At 63.2% G+C, this 16,481-nt stretch carries 14 protein-coding genes; 5 read left to right on the top strand and 9 right to left on the bottom strand.

Annotated features, from left to right (window positions below; all coding sequences use genetic code 11):
- Positions 1-12 precede the first annotated feature (12 nt).
- Positions 13-846: a BON domain-containing protein gene (locus tag IB232_RS06995; protein WP_192397795.1), complete on the top strand. Its 834-nt coding sequence runs from the start codon at positions 13-15 to the stop codon at positions 844-846.
- 113 nt (positions 847-959) lie between these two features.
- Here the strand turns inward: IB232_RS06995 and IB232_RS06990 are convergent, their stop codons facing one another.
- Positions 960-1,301 (bottom strand): hypothetical protein, encoded by a 342-nt coding sequence (locus IB232_RS06990; protein ID WP_192397794.1) that lies wholly within the window; start codon positions 1,299-1,301, stop codon positions 960-962.
- Positions 1,302-1,390: 89 nt separating this feature from the next.
- Positions 1,391-1,600 (bottom strand): hypothetical protein, encoded by a 210-nt coding sequence (locus IB232_RS06985; protein WP_225592161.1) that lies wholly within the window; start codon positions 1,598-1,600, stop codon positions 1,391-1,393.
- Positions 1,601-1,819: 219 nt separating this feature from the next.
- Here IB232_RS06985 and IB232_RS06980 point away from each other — a divergent pair, with 219 nt between their 5' ends.
- Positions 1,820-2,038, top strand: a complete 219-nt coding sequence (locus IB232_RS06980; protein WP_192397793.1) for a hypothetical protein — start codon at positions 1,820-1,822, stop codon at positions 2,036-2,038.
- 68 nt (positions 2,039-2,106) lie between these two features.
- Positions 2,107-4,224 (top strand): EAL domain-containing protein, encoded by a 2,118-nt coding sequence (locus IB232_RS06975; protein WP_192397792.1) that lies wholly within the window; start codon positions 2,107-2,109, stop codon positions 4,222-4,224.
- Here IB232_RS06975 and IB232_RS06970 read toward each other — a convergent pair.
- From IB232_RS06970 to IB232_RS06960, 3 genes are all read right to left on the bottom strand, one after another.
- Entirely contained in the window at positions 4,214-4,942 is a 729-nt protein-coding gene (locus tag IB232_RS06970; RefSeq protein WP_192397791.1) for a Crp/Fnr family transcriptional regulator, read from the bottom strand. The genes IB232_RS06975 and IB232_RS06970 overlap by 11 nt on opposite strands.
- A 150-nt stretch (positions 4,943-5,092) precedes the next feature.
- Entirely contained in the window at positions 5,093-5,830 is a 738-nt protein-coding gene (locus IB232_RS06965) for a Crp/Fnr family transcriptional regulator (RefSeq protein ID WP_192397790.1), read from the bottom strand.
- Positions 5,831-6,197: 367 nt separating this feature from the next.
- Positions 6,198-8,762 (bottom strand): EAL domain-containing protein, encoded by a 2,565-nt coding sequence (locus IB232_RS06960; RefSeq protein ID WP_192397789.1) that lies wholly within the window; start codon positions 8,760-8,762, stop codon positions 6,198-6,200.
- A gap of 325 nt (positions 8,763-9,087) precedes the next feature.
- Here IB232_RS06960 and IB232_RS06955 point away from each other — a divergent pair, with 325 nt between their 5' ends.
- Complete coding sequence (locus tag IB232_RS06955) at positions 9,088-9,831, top strand: polysaccharide lyase family 7 protein (protein ID WP_192397788.1); 744 nt, start codon at positions 9,088-9,090, stop codon at positions 9,829-9,831.
- 90 nt (positions 9,832-9,921) lie between these two features.
- Positions 9,922-10,452 (top strand): hypothetical protein, encoded by a 531-nt coding sequence (locus IB232_RS06950; RefSeq protein WP_137971293.1) that lies wholly within the window; start codon positions 9,922-9,924, stop codon positions 10,450-10,452.
- 167 nt (positions 10,453-10,619) lie between these two features.
- Here the strand turns inward: IB232_RS06950 and IB232_RS06945 are convergent, their stop codons facing one another.
- The 4 genes from IB232_RS06945 to IB232_RS06930 all read right to left on the bottom strand — a co-directional run bounded on the left by IB232_RS06945 (position 10,620) and on the right by IB232_RS06930 (position 16,388).
- Positions 10,620-11,513: a hypothetical protein gene (locus IB232_RS06945; protein WP_192397787.1), complete on the bottom strand. Its 894-nt coding sequence runs from the start codon at positions 11,511-11,513 to the stop codon at positions 10,620-10,622.
- A 236-nt stretch (positions 11,514-11,749) separates the two neighbouring features.
- A complete protein-coding gene (locus tag IB232_RS06940) occupies positions 11,750-12,580 on the bottom strand; it encodes a hypothetical protein (RefSeq protein ID WP_192397786.1) in 831 nt (276 codons plus the stop codon).
- A gap of 75 nt (positions 12,581-12,655) precedes the next feature.
- The gene (locus IB232_RS06935) at positions 12,656-14,755 is read right to left on the bottom strand and encodes a PAS domain S-box protein (RefSeq protein ID WP_192397785.1); all 2,100 of its coding nucleotides are present in this window, start codon (positions 14,753-14,755) and stop codon (positions 12,656-12,658) included.
- 196 nt (positions 14,756-14,951) lie between these two features.
- Positions 14,952-16,388 carry a catalase gene (locus IB232_RS06930; RefSeq protein ID WP_192397784.1) on the bottom strand — a complete coding sequence of 479 codons (1,437 nt, stop codon included), beginning with the start codon at positions 16,386-16,388 and terminating at the stop codon, positions 14,952-14,954.
- Positions 16,389-16,481: the final 93 nt, after the last annotated feature.

The raw sequence follows: 16,481 nt of genomic DNA, 5'->3' as shown, positions 1-16,481 counted from the left end.
TCAGAGGTCACCATGAAAAAACAATCGCGCATCTTGTGCCTGGCTTCCGCCATTGCCCTTGCCGCCAGCACCGCCAGTGGCGGAGCCATTGCTGCTACGGAAGCACAGGAGGTCACCAATGCCCGCCAGGAAACCCAGATCTGGACCACCTATGCGCTGAGTCCGTATCTGCGCGCCAACGACCTCAAGGTCTCGGTGGAAAACGGCAAGGCCACCTTGACCGGCAATGTCGCCGAAGAGGTCAACAAGGATCTGGCCAGGGAGATTGCCCTGGGCGTCCAAGGCATCACCGAAGTCGATAACCGGATTGTCGTCAACGCCGACTACCAGCCGGCCAAACCCGGCGCCGAGCGCAGCTTTGGCGACACCATCGATGACGCCGGCATCACCGCGAAGATCAAGTCGAAGCTGATGTGGGGCAAGAACACCGACGGCATGTCCACCAATGTGGATACCAAGTACGGTCGGGTGACCCTGCGCGGCACGGCGCAGAGTGCCGCCGAGCGTGATCTCGCTGGCCGTATGGCAATGAACACCCAGGGAGTGGTCGCGGTGGACAACCAGATCAAGGTCAATGCCCTGCAGCCGACGGTCACTGAAAACGGCAAGAGTATGGCCGACGAAGCGGGCGCCGATCTCTCCGACAGCTGGATCACCACCAAGGTCAAATCGACTCTGCTCTACTCCAGCAACGTGTCTGGCTCGGCCATCGATGTGACCACCAACAAGGGCATCGTCAGCCTCAGGGGCAGGGTCAGCAACGGCGCCGAGCACGACCTAGCCATCGAGCTGGCGCAGAACGTACGTGGCGTGAGGAGCGTGCAGTCCAAGGAACTGGTGTTTTAACGCAGCGCATTGCTGCGGGATCATCACGCCGCCGCTAGAACGGCTGGCGTGGCGATCCGTTTGCACATGCTTCAGGGATCTCCGGCCAGGCAGGCATGGAGGGCTGGTTACGGCTACATCAGCTGGTCGATCAGAATCGCGTTGCTATAGATCAGGCTGCCATCGCTGAGCAGGTGACCGACCAGATGGAACTGGCCACGCTGATCGTCTGGTCGCAGATAGACCCGCAGATTGCAGTCCCCCAGCGCTCCGCATTCGTCCGGCAAGCTAAGGTTCAGTGTCCCCAGATCGACATCGACCGTGGTCTCGCGCTGGTGGCTCTTCTGCAGGTATTCCTCTGCCTGTTCCAAGTGCAGGTGGTCGACGCCGTTCAGATAGAAGTCGATATGTTCCATCGGCGTGGATCTGTCTGCCCCATTGGCTTTGCGCCAACCTTCGATGCTGAAACTGCTCATAGCAATACCTCCTGAGATGATGACGTGCGGGGGTTGCAGCTGCGTGCACAAGCCCGGCGCAGAAGCGCCAGGCTCTTCGCTCGGTTCGCCTACGGCAGCAGCTGCCAGACCTCGGCATTAGCCAGCTCCTCCACGGTGGCGTGTCGGCTGCGACCGTGCAGTGGGTTGAGTTCGTAGCCGAAGGGGGGCTCATAGGTGGCGGAGTAGTGCACGCCGCTCAACTTGTGCAGGTAGCGCAGCAGCGGATGGCACTGTGCATTGATGTGGCTGACTAGATGTGACTCTGTCATTCCGTGCATGGCGCGATCTGCTGGCTGCCCTGGTTGCCACCATTCTGTGCGGCTGTCGGACGCCGGTCTGTACGCTAGCGAACCACCGACGGTAACGCCTGCGGGCCTGCTCCGAAGGCTCTACCACCTATGTGCGTTAGCGTACGGACAGACTCGGACATGGCTGTCATGGTCTACCTGCCCGAGCTCCGCCTTCAGTGTGAGAGAGGGTCTGCATTGGAGGTCAGCATGAACAAGCCAATCGAGCCGGATGCTCCGGGCAGCGATATCGAATCGACGGAACGCGTTCCCGAGTACGCGCCGTTGCCCAACGAGATCCACGAACCACAGATCCCGCGGCAACCCGAGATCGACCAACCACCCGTACGCAATCCGGCGGACGAGCGGCAATACATCCATCTGGAATCGACTGCGGATGAGGATGAAGGCGAACCGGGACAGCCATGAGTTCGCTTGCGCGGCGAGGTGCTTCTCCGTACCACCTCACACCTAACAGTACTCAACGGAGACGGGTGATGACCTACCGGATACTGATTGTCACCGCGGATGCCGTCGATTGCCGTGGGCTGCTGGGCATGCTCGGCGAAGCGGCGGATGGCCCCTTCAACAGCGAGCAGGTCAAGACATTGTCCGCTGCATTGGGGCGCGTGCAGGAGGGCGGCATCGATGCGGTGTTGCTCGATCTGGCGCTACCCGACAGCCAGGGGATCGATACCTTCAAGAAACTATTTGCGGTGGCACCAAAGGTGCCGATCATGACCCTGTGCGTGCCGGAGGACGAGACCCTGGCGCTGCAGGCGCTGGAATGCGGCGCCCAGGGGTATCTGTTGAAGGGATTGTTCGCCAGTTACCTGGTGGCGCAGTCGCTTAGCCACATCATTCAGCGCCAGACGATGGAGACGCATTTCGGCGTTGAGAAGGTCCGTGCGGAACTCACCCTCAACTCGATCAGCGATGCCGTTATCGGTACGGATCTGCAGGGCAATGTCGACTACCTGAATACGGCGGCGGAAAACATGACCGGCTGGCCGCGTGACGACGCTCATGGCCAGCCCATCGACCAGGTGATGTACATGGTCGATGGCGAAACGGCTGCGGCTGCCGTCAACCCGGTGCGCCTGGTGCTCGAGCAGAAGCAGCCGATGGGGATGACGGCCGGGAGCATGCTGGTGCGGCGCGATGGCAGCAACGTGGCGATTGAGGATTCCGCCGCGCCGATTCTCGACCCCGGCGGCCAGATCAGCGGGGCCGTGGTGGTGTTCCACGATGTGTCCGAGGCGCGTGCCATGGCTATGCGTATGGCCTATCTGGCCCAGCACGACCCCCTCACCCGGCTGCCCAACCGCGTGCTGTTGAGCGACCGTATCGCCCAGGCGATCAGCCTGGCGGAGCGCAGTGGCAATGCCATTGCACTGATGTTCCTCGATCTGGATCACTTCAAGCACATCAATGACTCCCTCGGCCATGCGGCGGGGGATCAGCTGTTGCAAATAGTGGCGCAGCGGCTATCGGCCTGCGTGCGTAGCACCGATACGGTGAGCCGCAATGGTGGGGACGAGTTCGTGGTACTTCTGGCGGAGGGGCGTGACATGCAGGATGCCAGCGTCATCGCGCACAAGATCATCGCGGCGCTGTCTGCTCCGTACTCCATCGACCAGCACGAGCTGCACATGACCTGCAGCATCGGCATCAGCGTTTACCCGGCAGATGCCGACAGTGCCGAGGGGTTGCTGAAGAACGCGGATACCGCGATGTACCACGCCAAGGAGGTGGGGCGGAATAACTACCAGTTCTTCAAGCATGCGATGAACGTGCGCGCCGTGGAGCGGCAGGTCATCGAAAGCAACCTGTGGCAGGCCCTGGATCGCCGTGAGTTCATGCTGCATTACCAGCCCAAGGTCAACCTGGCAACAGGCGTCATCACTGGTGCCGAGGCGCTGTTGCGCTGGCTGCACCCGCAATGGGGAGTGACCCTGCCGGAGCGCTTCGTGGCCATTGCCGAGGAGTGCGGTTTGATCGTGCCGATTGGTCGCTGGGTGCTGCGCGAGGCTTGTCTGCAGGCTGCGTGCTGGCGGGAGAAGGGGTTTGAGCTGCCCACAATATCGGTGAATTTCTGCGCGCTGGAATTTCGTCATCCGGACTTCGTCGCCGGTGTGCAGGCCATTCTCGACGAGAGCGGGTTGCCGCCAGCCTGTCTGCAGCTGGAAATCACGGAAAGCGTACTGATGCGCGATGCCGATTCCAGCGCCGAGATCCTGCGCCAGCTCAAGGATATCGGGGTGCAACTCGCCATGGATGATTTCGGTACCGGTTACTCCAGCCTGAGCTACCTGCTGAAATTTCCTATCGATGTGCTGAAGATCGACAAGTCCTTCGTGCACTCCATCGGTGCCGGCGATGGTGCCATCGTCAGCGCAGTGATCGCCATGTGCGCCAGCCTCAGCTATCAGGTCGTCGCCGAAGGCGTGGAAAACGATACGCAGCTGGCCTTTCTCCAGGGCGAGCTGTGCCAGGAGGGGCAGGGCTACCTGTTCAGCCATGGCGTGGCGAGCGAGCCATTCACCGTGTTGTTGCAGGCGAGAAAATGCGGGATGCCGGTGAACGCGGCGTCGGAGTCAGAGGCTAGGTTATAGCTGGGCGCGGTGCCTCAAGCAGCCGTGCGTAGCCTTCGTTGAGCGCGGCGTAACACTCACAGGCGGCGGCTTCCAGGCCGCTGCGGTCAAGGATGGTGATCTGCCCGCGGCTGTAGTGAATTAATCGGCGCAGCTGCAGCGCACCGGCGGCAGTGGTGACGCCACTGCGGCGTACCCCCAGCATCTCCGCCAGGTATTCATGGGTCAGGTAGAAGTGATCCGCATGGGCCCGGTCATGGGTCATCAGCAGCCATCGGGCCAGGCGTGGCTCGAGTTCGTGGAAGTGTCCACAGGCGGCGTTCTGCGTTAGCTGGGTCAGCGTTACATAGAGATAGCGCTGCAGGGTGCGCTGCAGTTTCGGACAATCGCGCAGTACCCGACGCAGGTTCGTGGCGCTGATGCGCAGCGCGCTGCCGCTGCCTTGCACCACGGCGCGACTCGGAGCGGCCGCAATGCCCAGGGACAGAGTAGCGCCCAGCATGCCCTCGTTGCCGATCAGACCCAGCTCTAAGGGACGATGCTGTTCCAGAGTAGTGACGAGGGAAATGAAGCTGCGGACAGGGAAGTAAAGGTAGCGGAAGGGCTGAGTGGTCTCGCAGAGGATGGTCCCGAAGACCAGCTCCACCGGCTCGCAGTGCAACAGGACTCGCCGTTGCTCCTTGTGGGGCAGGTTATTCAGCAGAAGATTGACGATGGGCGGCGGATTGGGAGCCGGCATGATGATGTCCAGCAGCACGGAGCGAGCCGACGGGGCGAGGGAAAGGTGCCTGGCGATCCCGCTGTCGCAGTCTGCTCCAGTGCGCCGCACGGCTCTGTTCGCTACAGCACGGTGCGACGCCTTTATCCTCTTGCCTGTGCCATGAGGCCATCAGGTGTGCTCTATATCGGTGTTGCGCAGGACATATGGCAGCAGACGGTCGGTTTCCTTTTTTACCACGGCGTAGCACTCGCAGCTCAGTTGTTCGAGCTTGTGTCGGTCGAGCACGGTGATATGCCCGCGGCTGTACTCGATCACCCCCTGGCGCTGCAGCTTGCCGGCCGCCTCGGTTACACCTTCGCGACGCACGCCGAGCATATTGGCGATCAGCTCCTGGGTCATGGTCAGCTGGTTGCCAGGCAGGCGGTCCAGTGACAGTAGCAGCCAGCGGCATAGCTGCTGATCGATCGAGTGGTGGCGATTGCACACTGCGGTCTGCGACATCTGGGTAATCAACGCCTGGGTATAACGGAGCATCAGTACCAGCAATTCGCCATGCCGATTGAATTCATCCTTGAGGCGCTGACCTGGCAACCGATAGGCGGAGCCGCCACTTTGCACGATGGCTCGGCTGGGGGTGCTTTCACCGCCCATGAACAGAGCTATGCCGACCAGCCCCTCGTTGCCGACCACCGATATTTCCGCCGATGCGCCGCTTTCCATCACGTAGAGCAGCGAGATGATCGAGTCGGTAGGAAAGTAGACATGGCGCATGGTGTCGCCGGACTCATAGAGCACTTTCCCCAAAGGCAGAGAAACATGCTCCAGGTGAGGGAGCAAGCGCTCCTGCACGTCGCTTGAGAGAGCCGCCAGCAGGTGATTCTGGCGCGGTATCGATGAGTTATGCATTTTCGATTCTCTCAATAGGTGAGCAAAACTATACGCCGCTAATGAACGGTGCCGTACATGTGAGTCTTGGCCTGCTCCTGCGTTCCTACGGTCGCGTGGTAGAGAAGGAACACCTCCTTGGTCTGTGGCGCAGCCTAGGCAGGTTTCCTCTCGGCATATCAGGCTGCCGGAATAGAGGCCATAGCCGAGCTTCTTGGACAAAGAAGGGCTGTCAGTGTCCGATTTTGGCCGAAAGAAGACTGTCGCTGCAGATTAGAGAACGCAGAAAGCCGGGAGCTTGTTTACCTGGTGTTAGTGAGCCGCGCAGCTTATAGCAACTGGTGGTTACTGATGTGGTCTCGGTTGCATGCGCGCAACGCCGTTCCTCTCAGCCTTTTACAGGCGTTGCACTTAGCAATTCCGTAAAGGCCTCGACATCAAGCGGCTTGCTCAGGAAGTAGCCTTGCCCTTCATCGCATGAGATTGCTTTAAGCATGTCGAGCTGTTCGGCAGTTTCAATGCCTTCCGCAGTAACGGTGAGCGACAAGGTGCGCCCCATATCCACGATGGCGAGGATGATCGCTTTGTCTTCCTCAACCCCCTCCATTCGACTGAGGAAGCTTCGGTCAATTTTCAAACCATCGAAGGGAAAGGTGCGCAGATAACTCAGCGACGAATACCCTGTTCCGAAGTCGTCCATCGCCAGGCGAACGCCGAGCGCCTTGAGTGCGTGCATCTGCGCCAGCGCGCCTGCGGCGTCTTCGAGCATGACGCTTTCGGTAATCTCCAGCTCCACTCGGGAAGGCCTAATGCGCGAATCGACCAGTGCCTTCTCGATCCGCTCGACCAGATTCCCGCCTTTGAACTCAATGGTGGATAGATTGATCGAGAGGAACAGATCCGCAGGCCACTGCGTCGCCTGCTGGCAGGCCGTACTGATTACCCAATTGCTCAACGGGATGACTAGCCCAGTCTGTTCGGCAATTGGGATAAAGGTGTCCGGTGATACAAGCCCGCGCTCAGGGTGTTGCCAGCGAACCAGGGCTTCTGCGCCAACCATCTGCCCGTCGGCGAGCCGGTAGCGTGGTTGGTAATACAGCCGTAGTTCGCCATGCTCGATCGCGGAACGCAGGTCGGTTTCCAGGCGGCGTCGTTCGATGATCTTGTTGTTCATCTCGCCTGAATAGAATCGCCAGGTGGCACGTCCCCCGACCTTTGCTTCATACAGCGCAATGTCCGCATAGCGAAGCAGCTCGCTGGACTCCAGAGCATCGTTGGGTGCCATGGCGATGCCGATACTGGCGCTGACATAAGTTTGATGTCCGTCGATCTCCATGGGCCGCTCGATGGAGCTCAGCAGGCGTTGGCACAGGGCTTCGACGTTACTTTGCGAGCCGATTTGGGAAAGGATCAGGACAAACTCGTCACCACCTATTCTGGCGACCAAGTCCTCATTTCGAACGCACTCGGCCAAGCGCTTGGACACCGCGTTTAGCACCTGATCACCTGCGGCATGGCCGAGCAGATCGTTGATTGGTTTAAAGCGATCTAGATCCATGCAAAGCATGACCAGCGGTTGTTCACTAGTCGGCCCTGCTTTCAGTTTGGCGTCGAGGAACTCCTGAAGCCGCGTTCGATTTGCAAGCCCGGTCAGGGCGTCATGCTGTGACAGAAACTCGATTTGTCGCCGCGCTTCGACTTCCCCGGTGACATCGGTTGCTGTGCCGCGAAAGCCTTGGTCCGGCATCGCGCGCGCTGAAACGCGGGTCACATGCTCCTGACCGCTGCTGCCCATATAGCGACAATGAATGCTGTTCTCCACACGGCGACTGGCGACGCTTAACCAATGAGACAGGGGACCGTGCTCCGTGGACATCAACTCATCGATCGGCGTGCCGATCCAGGCGTCTCTGGGTAGCCCAGTGACCGCCTCGAACCGCTCGGACAGGTAGGTAAAACGCCACTGACTGTCGATCTCCCATATCCAGTCGGAACTGATTTCCACGATGTCGCGAAAACGGGCCTCGCTGACTGCCAGAGCATCCTGGCTTCGTTGCAACGACAGATAACTTGCATCCAAGGCTTGAGCGCTGGCAGCGGTGCGGCGCCACAACGCCCAGGCGAGCAGGCACACCAGCAACGCGGTGATGCCCAGCAGCGAGAAACCTACTCCCAACAAATGCTGGCCCGGCCTTTCCGGATCCCATCGCAAACTCCCTGCCGCACCATTCTCTCCCAGGGCAAAAACAGGACCGTGCTGAACAGCTGTTGCCGTGCGTAACCCCGCGATACCGTACTCCTTGCCTAGTTGCTCAAGGCTAGGCGGGTCCAGAACGCGGACAAAGATGAGTACCGAAGGCTGCCTTCCATCGGGCTGCACGGTCGGATCCGTTCCCGGCGTGATGGCTGCCGCCGCGACAACGGCCGGCTGCCCGTCAATGCTGATGAGAGTGGTGACGGGCTCTTCTTCCTCCGCTCCAGCGCGCGCTTGGGTAAGCACCGAAGCCAGCGATTGCCCAAGCCAACTCGATGCCGGTGTGGACTGAAATTGACCCCTGATCACCGAGTACACCGTGTGATCCGTGTCATTCACGACAAATAGACCTTGCAGGCCAAAGTCGCCATACAGGGTTGGTCCAATGTTCTGCCTCACATATGCCCAGTCGGCGTCCACTTCATGGTGCAGGTGGCGATAGGCATCGCCCCAGAACGCGTAATCCCTGACCGTCGAGCGCAGCGACTTTTCCAGCGATTGGACTGCCTTCTCCGTATAAAAGGCGCCCTTGAGCTCTTCCGTATGGTTCAGGTCATGGGCTAGGTAGATGAGCAAATAGCCGGCGAGTACAAATATGCCTGTCAACAGGCCGACGAACTTGAAAAAGGAAGTCCGAGTCAGCGCTACGCTTGAGCGGGTGTGCGAGCTACCGCCGTCAGGCGGGATATCGTCAGTCATTAGATATTTCACTGGTCGAGGGCAACGCGGAACACGGCAGGTGCTTGGCAATTCAGTTTAAGTGAACGTGGAGAAAGCGTCAGGCAATATGCCCGGATCGGCGCCGCTTCGTAGTTGCTACCTCTCAGGAGACTGCAAATGGCCGTTGGCCGCCACCGACCAGTTTTGTCGGATGAATGAGCTGACCAGGTGCCGCGGGCCCCGAGCCGAGGTGGCGATCCAGATACCATGGCGAAGATTGCCCGTCATGTGAAACCTGGATACTGATCGCGCTGTCTGCACAGAGTCCGTATGGGACGTCTGAATAGCCATTGGGAGCGAACCAATGCATCGATCACTACTCTGCCTGGCCAGCCTGCTGCTGGTTGCCGGCTGTAGCCACGACGAGCCGGGCGACTATCAGTCGCCGGCCGACAACTACGACCTGACCCACTGGAAGCTGACCCTGCCCGATGATGAGGCTAGCGAGGTGCGCAGCGACGAGCTGAAGGGCGGCTACGCCTCGCGCTACTTCCACCTGGCCGACAACGGCGCGATGGTCTTTATGGCCCCGGCCGGCGCCGGTACCACCAAGAACTCCGACTATCCACGTGCCGAGCTGCGCGAGCTGCTCGATCCGGCCGACGACAATCGCAACTGGACCGGCGCCGGCTTCCACCAGCTCAAGGCAAGCGCCCGGGTGCTGCGCGCGCCGAGTACGCAGAAGATCGTCGTCGGGCAGATCCATGGCTTCGACGCCCGCCCGCTGATCAAGCTGCAGTGGGAGAAGGGCAAGCTCAAGTCGCTGATCAAGCGCCACCCCAAGGGCAGCAACAAGGACATCAGCCATGTCTTCGCCACGCCGGTGGGCAACGATCTGTTCTCCTATGTCATCGAGGTGCAGGACGGTGTGCTGACGGTGGAGGTCAACGGCGAGCGCATCCAGCATGACTTCTACAAGGAGGATGCGGCCTGGCGCGAGGTGCCGTTCTACTTCAAGGCCGGCGCCTACGTGCAGGACGACGACGAGGACGGCGACGACGATGTGGGCGAGGTGCAGTTCACGCAGCTGAACGTACACCACGACTGAAAGGCGAGGCGCAGCTCACCCCGTTGGCGGTGAAGCACGCGCCGTGACGCGCTATCCTGTGCGCCCCCGAACCCTCTGCAGGACCGCCCGATGCAAGCCCAGCTCCTCGAACTCATCACTCTGATCAGCTCCGGCTGCATGACCGACGAGGAGATCGCCCGCATCGCCGACGAGGCCGCCCAGGCCTACGCCGACCCGCAGGCCTTCCTTGCCGCCAATCCGGACATCAACTACGACGACGATTTCCCCATTCCGCTGGGCGAGTGGGTGGTGATCGGCAGCCTGCCGGAGACCGTGCTGTTCCAGGCGGACAGCTACGAGGAGCTGCTGCAGCAGATCATCGATTCCTTCGGCCCGCAGGTCAGCTTCAACATCAAGCCCAAGCAGCTGCAGAAGGTCGAGCCGCTCAAGGCGCTGAACCGCATCCAGGTACAACTTTCGGCGCTGTACAAGGAAAAGGGCGGCTACGTGCTGGTAGACCTCAGCGAGCCGCTGGATGACGAGCTGCAGTGCGTGCTCGTCTACACCAGCGACCTGCCGCGGGTGCTGGAGCTCGCGGTCGAGGTCGGCATCTACGCCGCCCCGGCCTACGAGGCGCTGAAGGCTGCCCAGGAAGAGTGAGTGGCGGCGCCGCGCGGCGCTAGCCATGAAAAAGGCCGCTTCCCGATTGAGGGGAGCGGCCTTTTTTCTGGCTGACGATCAGGTCACCAGGGCGATCAGGATGATCACCGGGATCGGTACACCGAGGAACCACAGCAGAAGTGAGCGCATGTCCGTTCTCCTTGTTTTCAGGTAAGCGGGGCGGTGGAGCGGTAGTCGTCGACTACCAGCACCACGGCGTCACGGCTGCGACCACCGAGGGTGGCGGCGAAGCTGCCGACGAAGGCGCCGATCAGTAGTGCGACGAACATCCACAGGGTGGCGTGCGCGGCCGCCTTGCGGGCTTCATCGGCGGCCTGTTTGGCCTGCACCACGCTCTCGCGAGCCTGGGCATAGATCTCGTCGACACGGGCCTGGGCCTCGGTGGGCGACAGGTTGGTGCGTTGCGAGACCAGCTGGATCAGGTAGGCGCGGTCGGCGGGGGCGAGCTCGCCGTCGTTGTCCAGGTTGCGCGCGAGGATGCGCGCGACCACACCATGGGCCGCATCGTCCGCGCTGGGCGCCGGGCGATTGTCACGGAACAGGCCGTCTATGTAATAGCCGTATTCCTCTTCGGCACTGGCCAGCGCCGTTGGCGCCGCGCCGGAGGCAACCTGGGCGCTGGCTTGCACGCCGGCACCGACGATGCCGCTCACCGAGCCCACCAGCACGGTGGCGGTAAGAAGGGTCGCCACGGCCCAGGCCAGGAAGCCATGCGCGGTATCGCGGAAGAACACCTCGTCACCGTGCAGGGCGGTCCACTTCACGCGCAGGCGACCGGCGAGGTAGCCGCCCATGCCCGCCGCGATCAGCTGGGTCAGGGCCAGCCAGATGATCGTGGAGATGCCCAACCCCTCGGCGCTGATGCCTTCGTTGCTCCAGGGCGAGACCGCACTGAAACCGAGGCCGAAGCCGAGCAGGATCAGAATCAGCGACAACGCCGCCGCGGCGATGGCGCCGGCGAAGATCGCGGCCCAGGAAACACCAGAGGTATTGGCGGATTCATCCAGGGCAGTTGCAGCAAGATCGGGTGTGGTGATCATGTTTTTTTATCCTTGCTTGGACGGAAAACCCACTGCACGAGACGACGGATCGCCGGCTCTTATGCGTTAGTGAGAGCGCCAGTCGGTAAGGTTCATGCTTCTTGCCATGGGGCAGGGTGGCGTGGGCGTCGGCTCGCCATGCCGGGACACTCGGGGGCTCGCTGCTGAAGGCACGAACTCCTCGGCGAGCCGGGGCAGCCGATAGTGGCCGCTCCGGCCTGCGAGGCGCGGCAGGTCTAGCTGGAAGACAGGTTCGCCGCGGCGTGCAAGCGCTCGCGCATGGCCTGGAAGTACAGGGCGGAACCCTTGAAGAAGGCGCCCGGCAGGATGCCGTAGCGTTTCAGCGCGGCCTCCACCTGCGGCAGCCCGGCCTGTTCGGCCAGCTCATAGGCCCGCAGGCCTTTCTCGATGCGCTCGGCCGTGCTGGCGAAGTCGGCGAAGCCCATGTCGCGGCTGCTGGCGAAATAGGCGAAGCGGATGCGCGGGCGCAGCGCCACGCGGCGGATCAGCGGCCAGTCCAGCGCCGCCAGCGCCCGCTCCACGGCCGGGCCGACTATGACCTCCTGCTCCCACAGGAAGAACGCCTCGAACAGCTCGCGGCGTGCCGGTTGCGGCAGCGGCTCGTGCAGCGCCTGGGCGCGGTGGCAGCGGTTCAGTGCGGCCAGCAGGCGCGGCTGCAGGTAGCGCTCGGCACCGGGCGTGCAGCCATGCAGCTTGCTGAAGTGATAGGCCGTGTAGGCCTCGACGCAGACCTGCCGGTTGATCTCGCGGAAGGCATCGGCGAAGGCGTGCAGCTGGCGCAGCTTGTCGCGGCGCACTGCCGGGGTGAACAGGAATTGAGCGGAGAGCAGGGCGCCCATCTTCAGGCCCAGGGCGAAGTAGCCGGCGCCCCACAGCGCGCCGTGGGCGGCGATCAGCGGGAACACGCTGCGCCCGCCGGAGTCCTCGTACAAGTGGTGGTAGACCGAGGCGCGCTGGCCCAGATCGGTGAGTGCGCCGGCCAGTACCGTCGCTTCCTGGTGGATCCGCCGGTAATCCCGGGAGAGAACACAGCCTTCGCTATCCATGTGCACGGCTCCAAGATCAATCTTCTGTGTTCACTCTAAGAAGATTCATCCTCGGCAGCCTCGTGGCAAATTGCCTCAGGTGCTCGGCAGCGGTAGGCGGATGACGAAGCAGGCGCCCTGGCCGGCGGGGCGCGCTTCGGCCTCGATGCTGCCGCCGCAGTTCTCGACGATGCTGCGGCAGATCGGCAGGCCCATGCCCATGCCGTTGCGCTTGGTGGTGAAGAAGCTGTCGAACAGGCGCTCGACGTGCTCGGCGGCGATGCCCGGCCCGCTGTCTTCCACCCGCAGTTGCAGCTGCTCGTCCAGGCGCCGCGTCGTCAGCACGATGCTGCGCAGGGCGCACTCGGCCTGGGCCATGGCCTGCAGGGCGTTGACCAGCAGGTTGACCAGCACCTGTTGCAGCAGGGTACGGTCGCCACGCAGGCGCGGCAGACCGGTCTCCAGGTCCAGGCGCAGGGTCACGCCCTGGCTCTGCAGCTCATGGCGCAGGAAGGCGGCCGCCTCCTTGGCCAGCGCATTGAGCGACAGCATCTGCGGCTCCGGGCTCTGCTGGCGCGCCATGCCGCGGATGCGCGCGATGATCTCGGCGGCGCGGCGGGCGTCGCCGACCATGCGCTGGGTCAGGTCGCGCACTTCGTCGAGGTCCGGTTGTGGGCGGCCCAGCCAGCGCAGGCCGGCCTCGCCATAGGTGGCGATGGCCGCCAGTGGCTGGTTTACCTCATGGGCGATGGAGGCGGTCAGCTCGCCGAGCATGGAGATGCGCGCGGCATGGGTCAGGTCGGACTGCATGCGCTGCAGGGCGTTGCGCGAGGCCACCAGTTCGCTGATGTCGATGTTGCCCACCAGCACCATGCCGCGCTCGCGCATCTCCGGCGGCGCGGTGACGAAGAACAGCACGTCCAGCTCGCGGCCATCCAGGGTGCGCGTCTTGGTTTCCGCCAGGTAGCCGGGCTCGCGGCGCCAGGCGGCTTCCAGGCTGTGGCGGAAGGCCTCGTCGTGCCCCGGTATCCAGAAGCGGCTGACCGAGCCGAGCATCTCGCCGCGCTCGCGGGCGCCGTACAGCTCCAGGGTGCGCTGGTTGACGTCGATGGCCAGGGTCGCGTCCATGGCCCGGCGGACGAACTCGGGGTGCTGGTCGATATAGGCGGGTAGGTCGCTCACTCCCTGTTCGCGCAGCTCGGCGAACAGGCGGTTGGTGCCGCTGGAGTCGAGCTGCCAGAACGACACCGCCATCACCTCGAACAGGTTGCGGTAACGGGACTCGCTCTGCTCCAGGGCGGCGTAGGCCTGGTTGCGCGCGGAGAGATCGATGACGCCGACCATGAGGATGCCTTTCTGCATGTTCTCCGGCGGGAAGGAGGCGGTGAACAGCACATCGAATTCTTTGCCGTCGATGGTGCGCAGGCGGGTTTCCTTGACGTAGCTGGGCGCCTTGGTCACGGCGGCGATGATGCTTTCGGCGAATACCGTGGAGCTGGCTTGCGGCCAGAACGGTTCCACCGTGGTCAGCAGCTCGGCCTTGGTGCCGCGACCGAACAGGTGCACGGTCTGCTCGTTGACGTCGAGCACGCGGGTGGCGCGCATCATCTCGCGCACCAGCTCGGGGTGCTGGCGGAAGTGCGTGCGCAGGTCGGTGATGCCGCTCTTGAACAGGCTGCGCACCATGGCGCCGACGGCGGTGAAGTCGAGCTCCCAGAACGACGCGGCCATGGCTTGGAACAGGTTGCGGTAGCGGTACTCACTCTCCGCCAGGACCAGATCCGTGGCCTTGCGTGCGGTGATGTCGCGGCCGCTCTCGACGATGGCCTGGGGCGCGCCGCTGGCGTCGCGGCGCAGTGACCAGCGCGTCTCGATCAGCAGTTCGCGGCCATCGGCGCTGCGTCGGCTCAGCTCGCCACTCCAGCGGCCGTCGTCGAGCACCTTCTGGTTCAGGCAGGTCAATGCTTCGGTGTGCTGGCAGCGCAGCAGCTCATGGGCCGGCTGGCCGAGCGCCTCGGCGCTGCTCCAGCCGTAGAGTTCCTCGGAGGCCTTGTTCCAGTAGCGGATGCGGCCGCTCAGGTCGCGCAGGAAGATGCTCTCGTCGACCAGCTCCAGCAGGTCCACGCCGAGCATGGCGTCCGTTGTTGTGCGGGCCTCGTCGAGCTCGGCCGAGGCGCCGTAGTCGTGCCCTTGCATTTGCTCCTCCCGCGCCGGCGCCACTGGCCAATGCCGACAGATCGATCGCCTGGGCATGGCGTGTGCGCCACACCGCAACATCTAAGCGTAGCGGTTGGCAGAGGGCCGTCTTGTAAGACTTTAGTCTAAGGCGTGCACCGCCCAGCGGGCGGCGGCAGCGGCGTGCCGGGCGGCCGAAGCCGCCCGGCTCCGGGGCTTACTGGTGCAGGCGAACGATAGCCTCGCGCACGCCGGCGCCATAGGCCGGGTCGGCCTTGCTGCAGTTGCCGATGTGCCGCTCGATGACTTCCTGGCTGGCTCCCCGGATAGCCCGCGCGGTGTTGTCGAACAGCGCCTGCTGCTGGGCCGGCGACATCAGCTGGAACAGGGCGCGCGGCTGCGAGTAGTAATCCTCGTCGACGCGGTGGTTCCAGTGGTCGGCAGCGCCCTCCAGGCTCAGCGGTGGCTCGGCGTACTCCGGCTGCTCGGCCCATTCGCCGAAGCTGTTCGGCTCGTAGGCCAGGCGCGCGCCCTGGTTGCCGTCGACGCGCATCTGGCCGTCGCGGTGGTAGCTGTGGAACGGACAGCGCGGCGTGTTGACCGGTATGTGCGTGTGGTTGACGCCGAGCCGGTAGCGCTGCGCGTCGCCGTAGGAGAACAGCCGTCCCTGCAGCATCTTGTCCGGCGAGAAGCCGATGCCGGGCACCACGTTGGCCGGGTTGAACGCGGCCTGTTCGACCTCGGCGAAGACGTTCTCCGGGTTGCGGTTGAGCTCCAGCTGGCCGACCTCGATCAGCGGGTAGTCCTTGTGCGGCCAGACCTTGGTCAGGTCGAAGGGGTTGATGCCGTATGTGGCGGCGTCCTGCTCCGGCATCACCTGCACGTAAAAGGTCCAGCGCGGGAAGTTGCCCTGCTCGATGTTGTCGTAGAGGTCGCGCTGGCTGCTCTCGCGGTCACCGGCCACCACTTGCCCGGCCTCGGCGTCGCTTAGGTTGCGGATGCCCTGCTGGGTCTTCCAGGTGAACTTGACCCAGTGCCGCTGGTTGGCGGCGTTGATGAAGCTGAAGGTGTGGCTGCCGAAGCCGTGCATGTGCCGATAGCCGTCGGGCACGCCGCGGTCGCTCATGACGATGGTGACCTGGTGCAGCGCCTCCGGCAGGTTGGTCCAGAAGTCCCAGTTGTTCTGCGCGCTGCGCATGCCGGTGCGCGGGTCGCGCTTCACCGCGTGGTTAAGGTCGGGGAACTTGAGCGGGTCGCGCAGGAAGAACACCGGCGTGTTGTTGCCCACCAGGTCCCAGTTGCCCTGCTCGGTGTAGAACTTGATGGCGAAGCCGCGGATATCGCGCTCGGCATCCGCCGCGCCGCGCTCGCCGGCGACGGTGGAGAAGCGCACGAAGATCTCTGTCTGCTTGCCCACTTGGGAGAACAGCGCCGCGCGGGTGTAGCGGCTGATGTCGTGGGTGACCGTGAAGGTGCCGTAGGCGCCCGAGCCCTTGGCGTGCATGCGCCGCTCGGGGATCACCTCGCGGTCGAAGTGGGCGAGCTTCTCCAGGAACCACACGTCCTGCAGCAGCGCCGGGCCGCGCGGGCCGGAGGTCTGGATATTCTGGTTGTCGACGACGGGGGTGCCGGCGGCGGTAGTGAGCTTCTTCATTGTTTGCTCCTTCGAATGGCAATGACGGCTGGAACACGGTGCGATGGCGGGCAAGCCTAGGATCAACCCGATGACTTGCCCGCGGTCCGCTCA

The sequence above is a fragment of the Pseudomonas sp. PDM15 genome, assembly GCF_014851565.1.
Lineage (GTDB): Bacteria > Pseudomonadota > Gammaproteobacteria > Pseudomonadales > Pseudomonadaceae > Aquipseudomonas.
The sequence above is the reverse complement of the archived record's forward strand: the minus strand, read 5'-3'. Positions and strand labels throughout refer to the sequence as shown.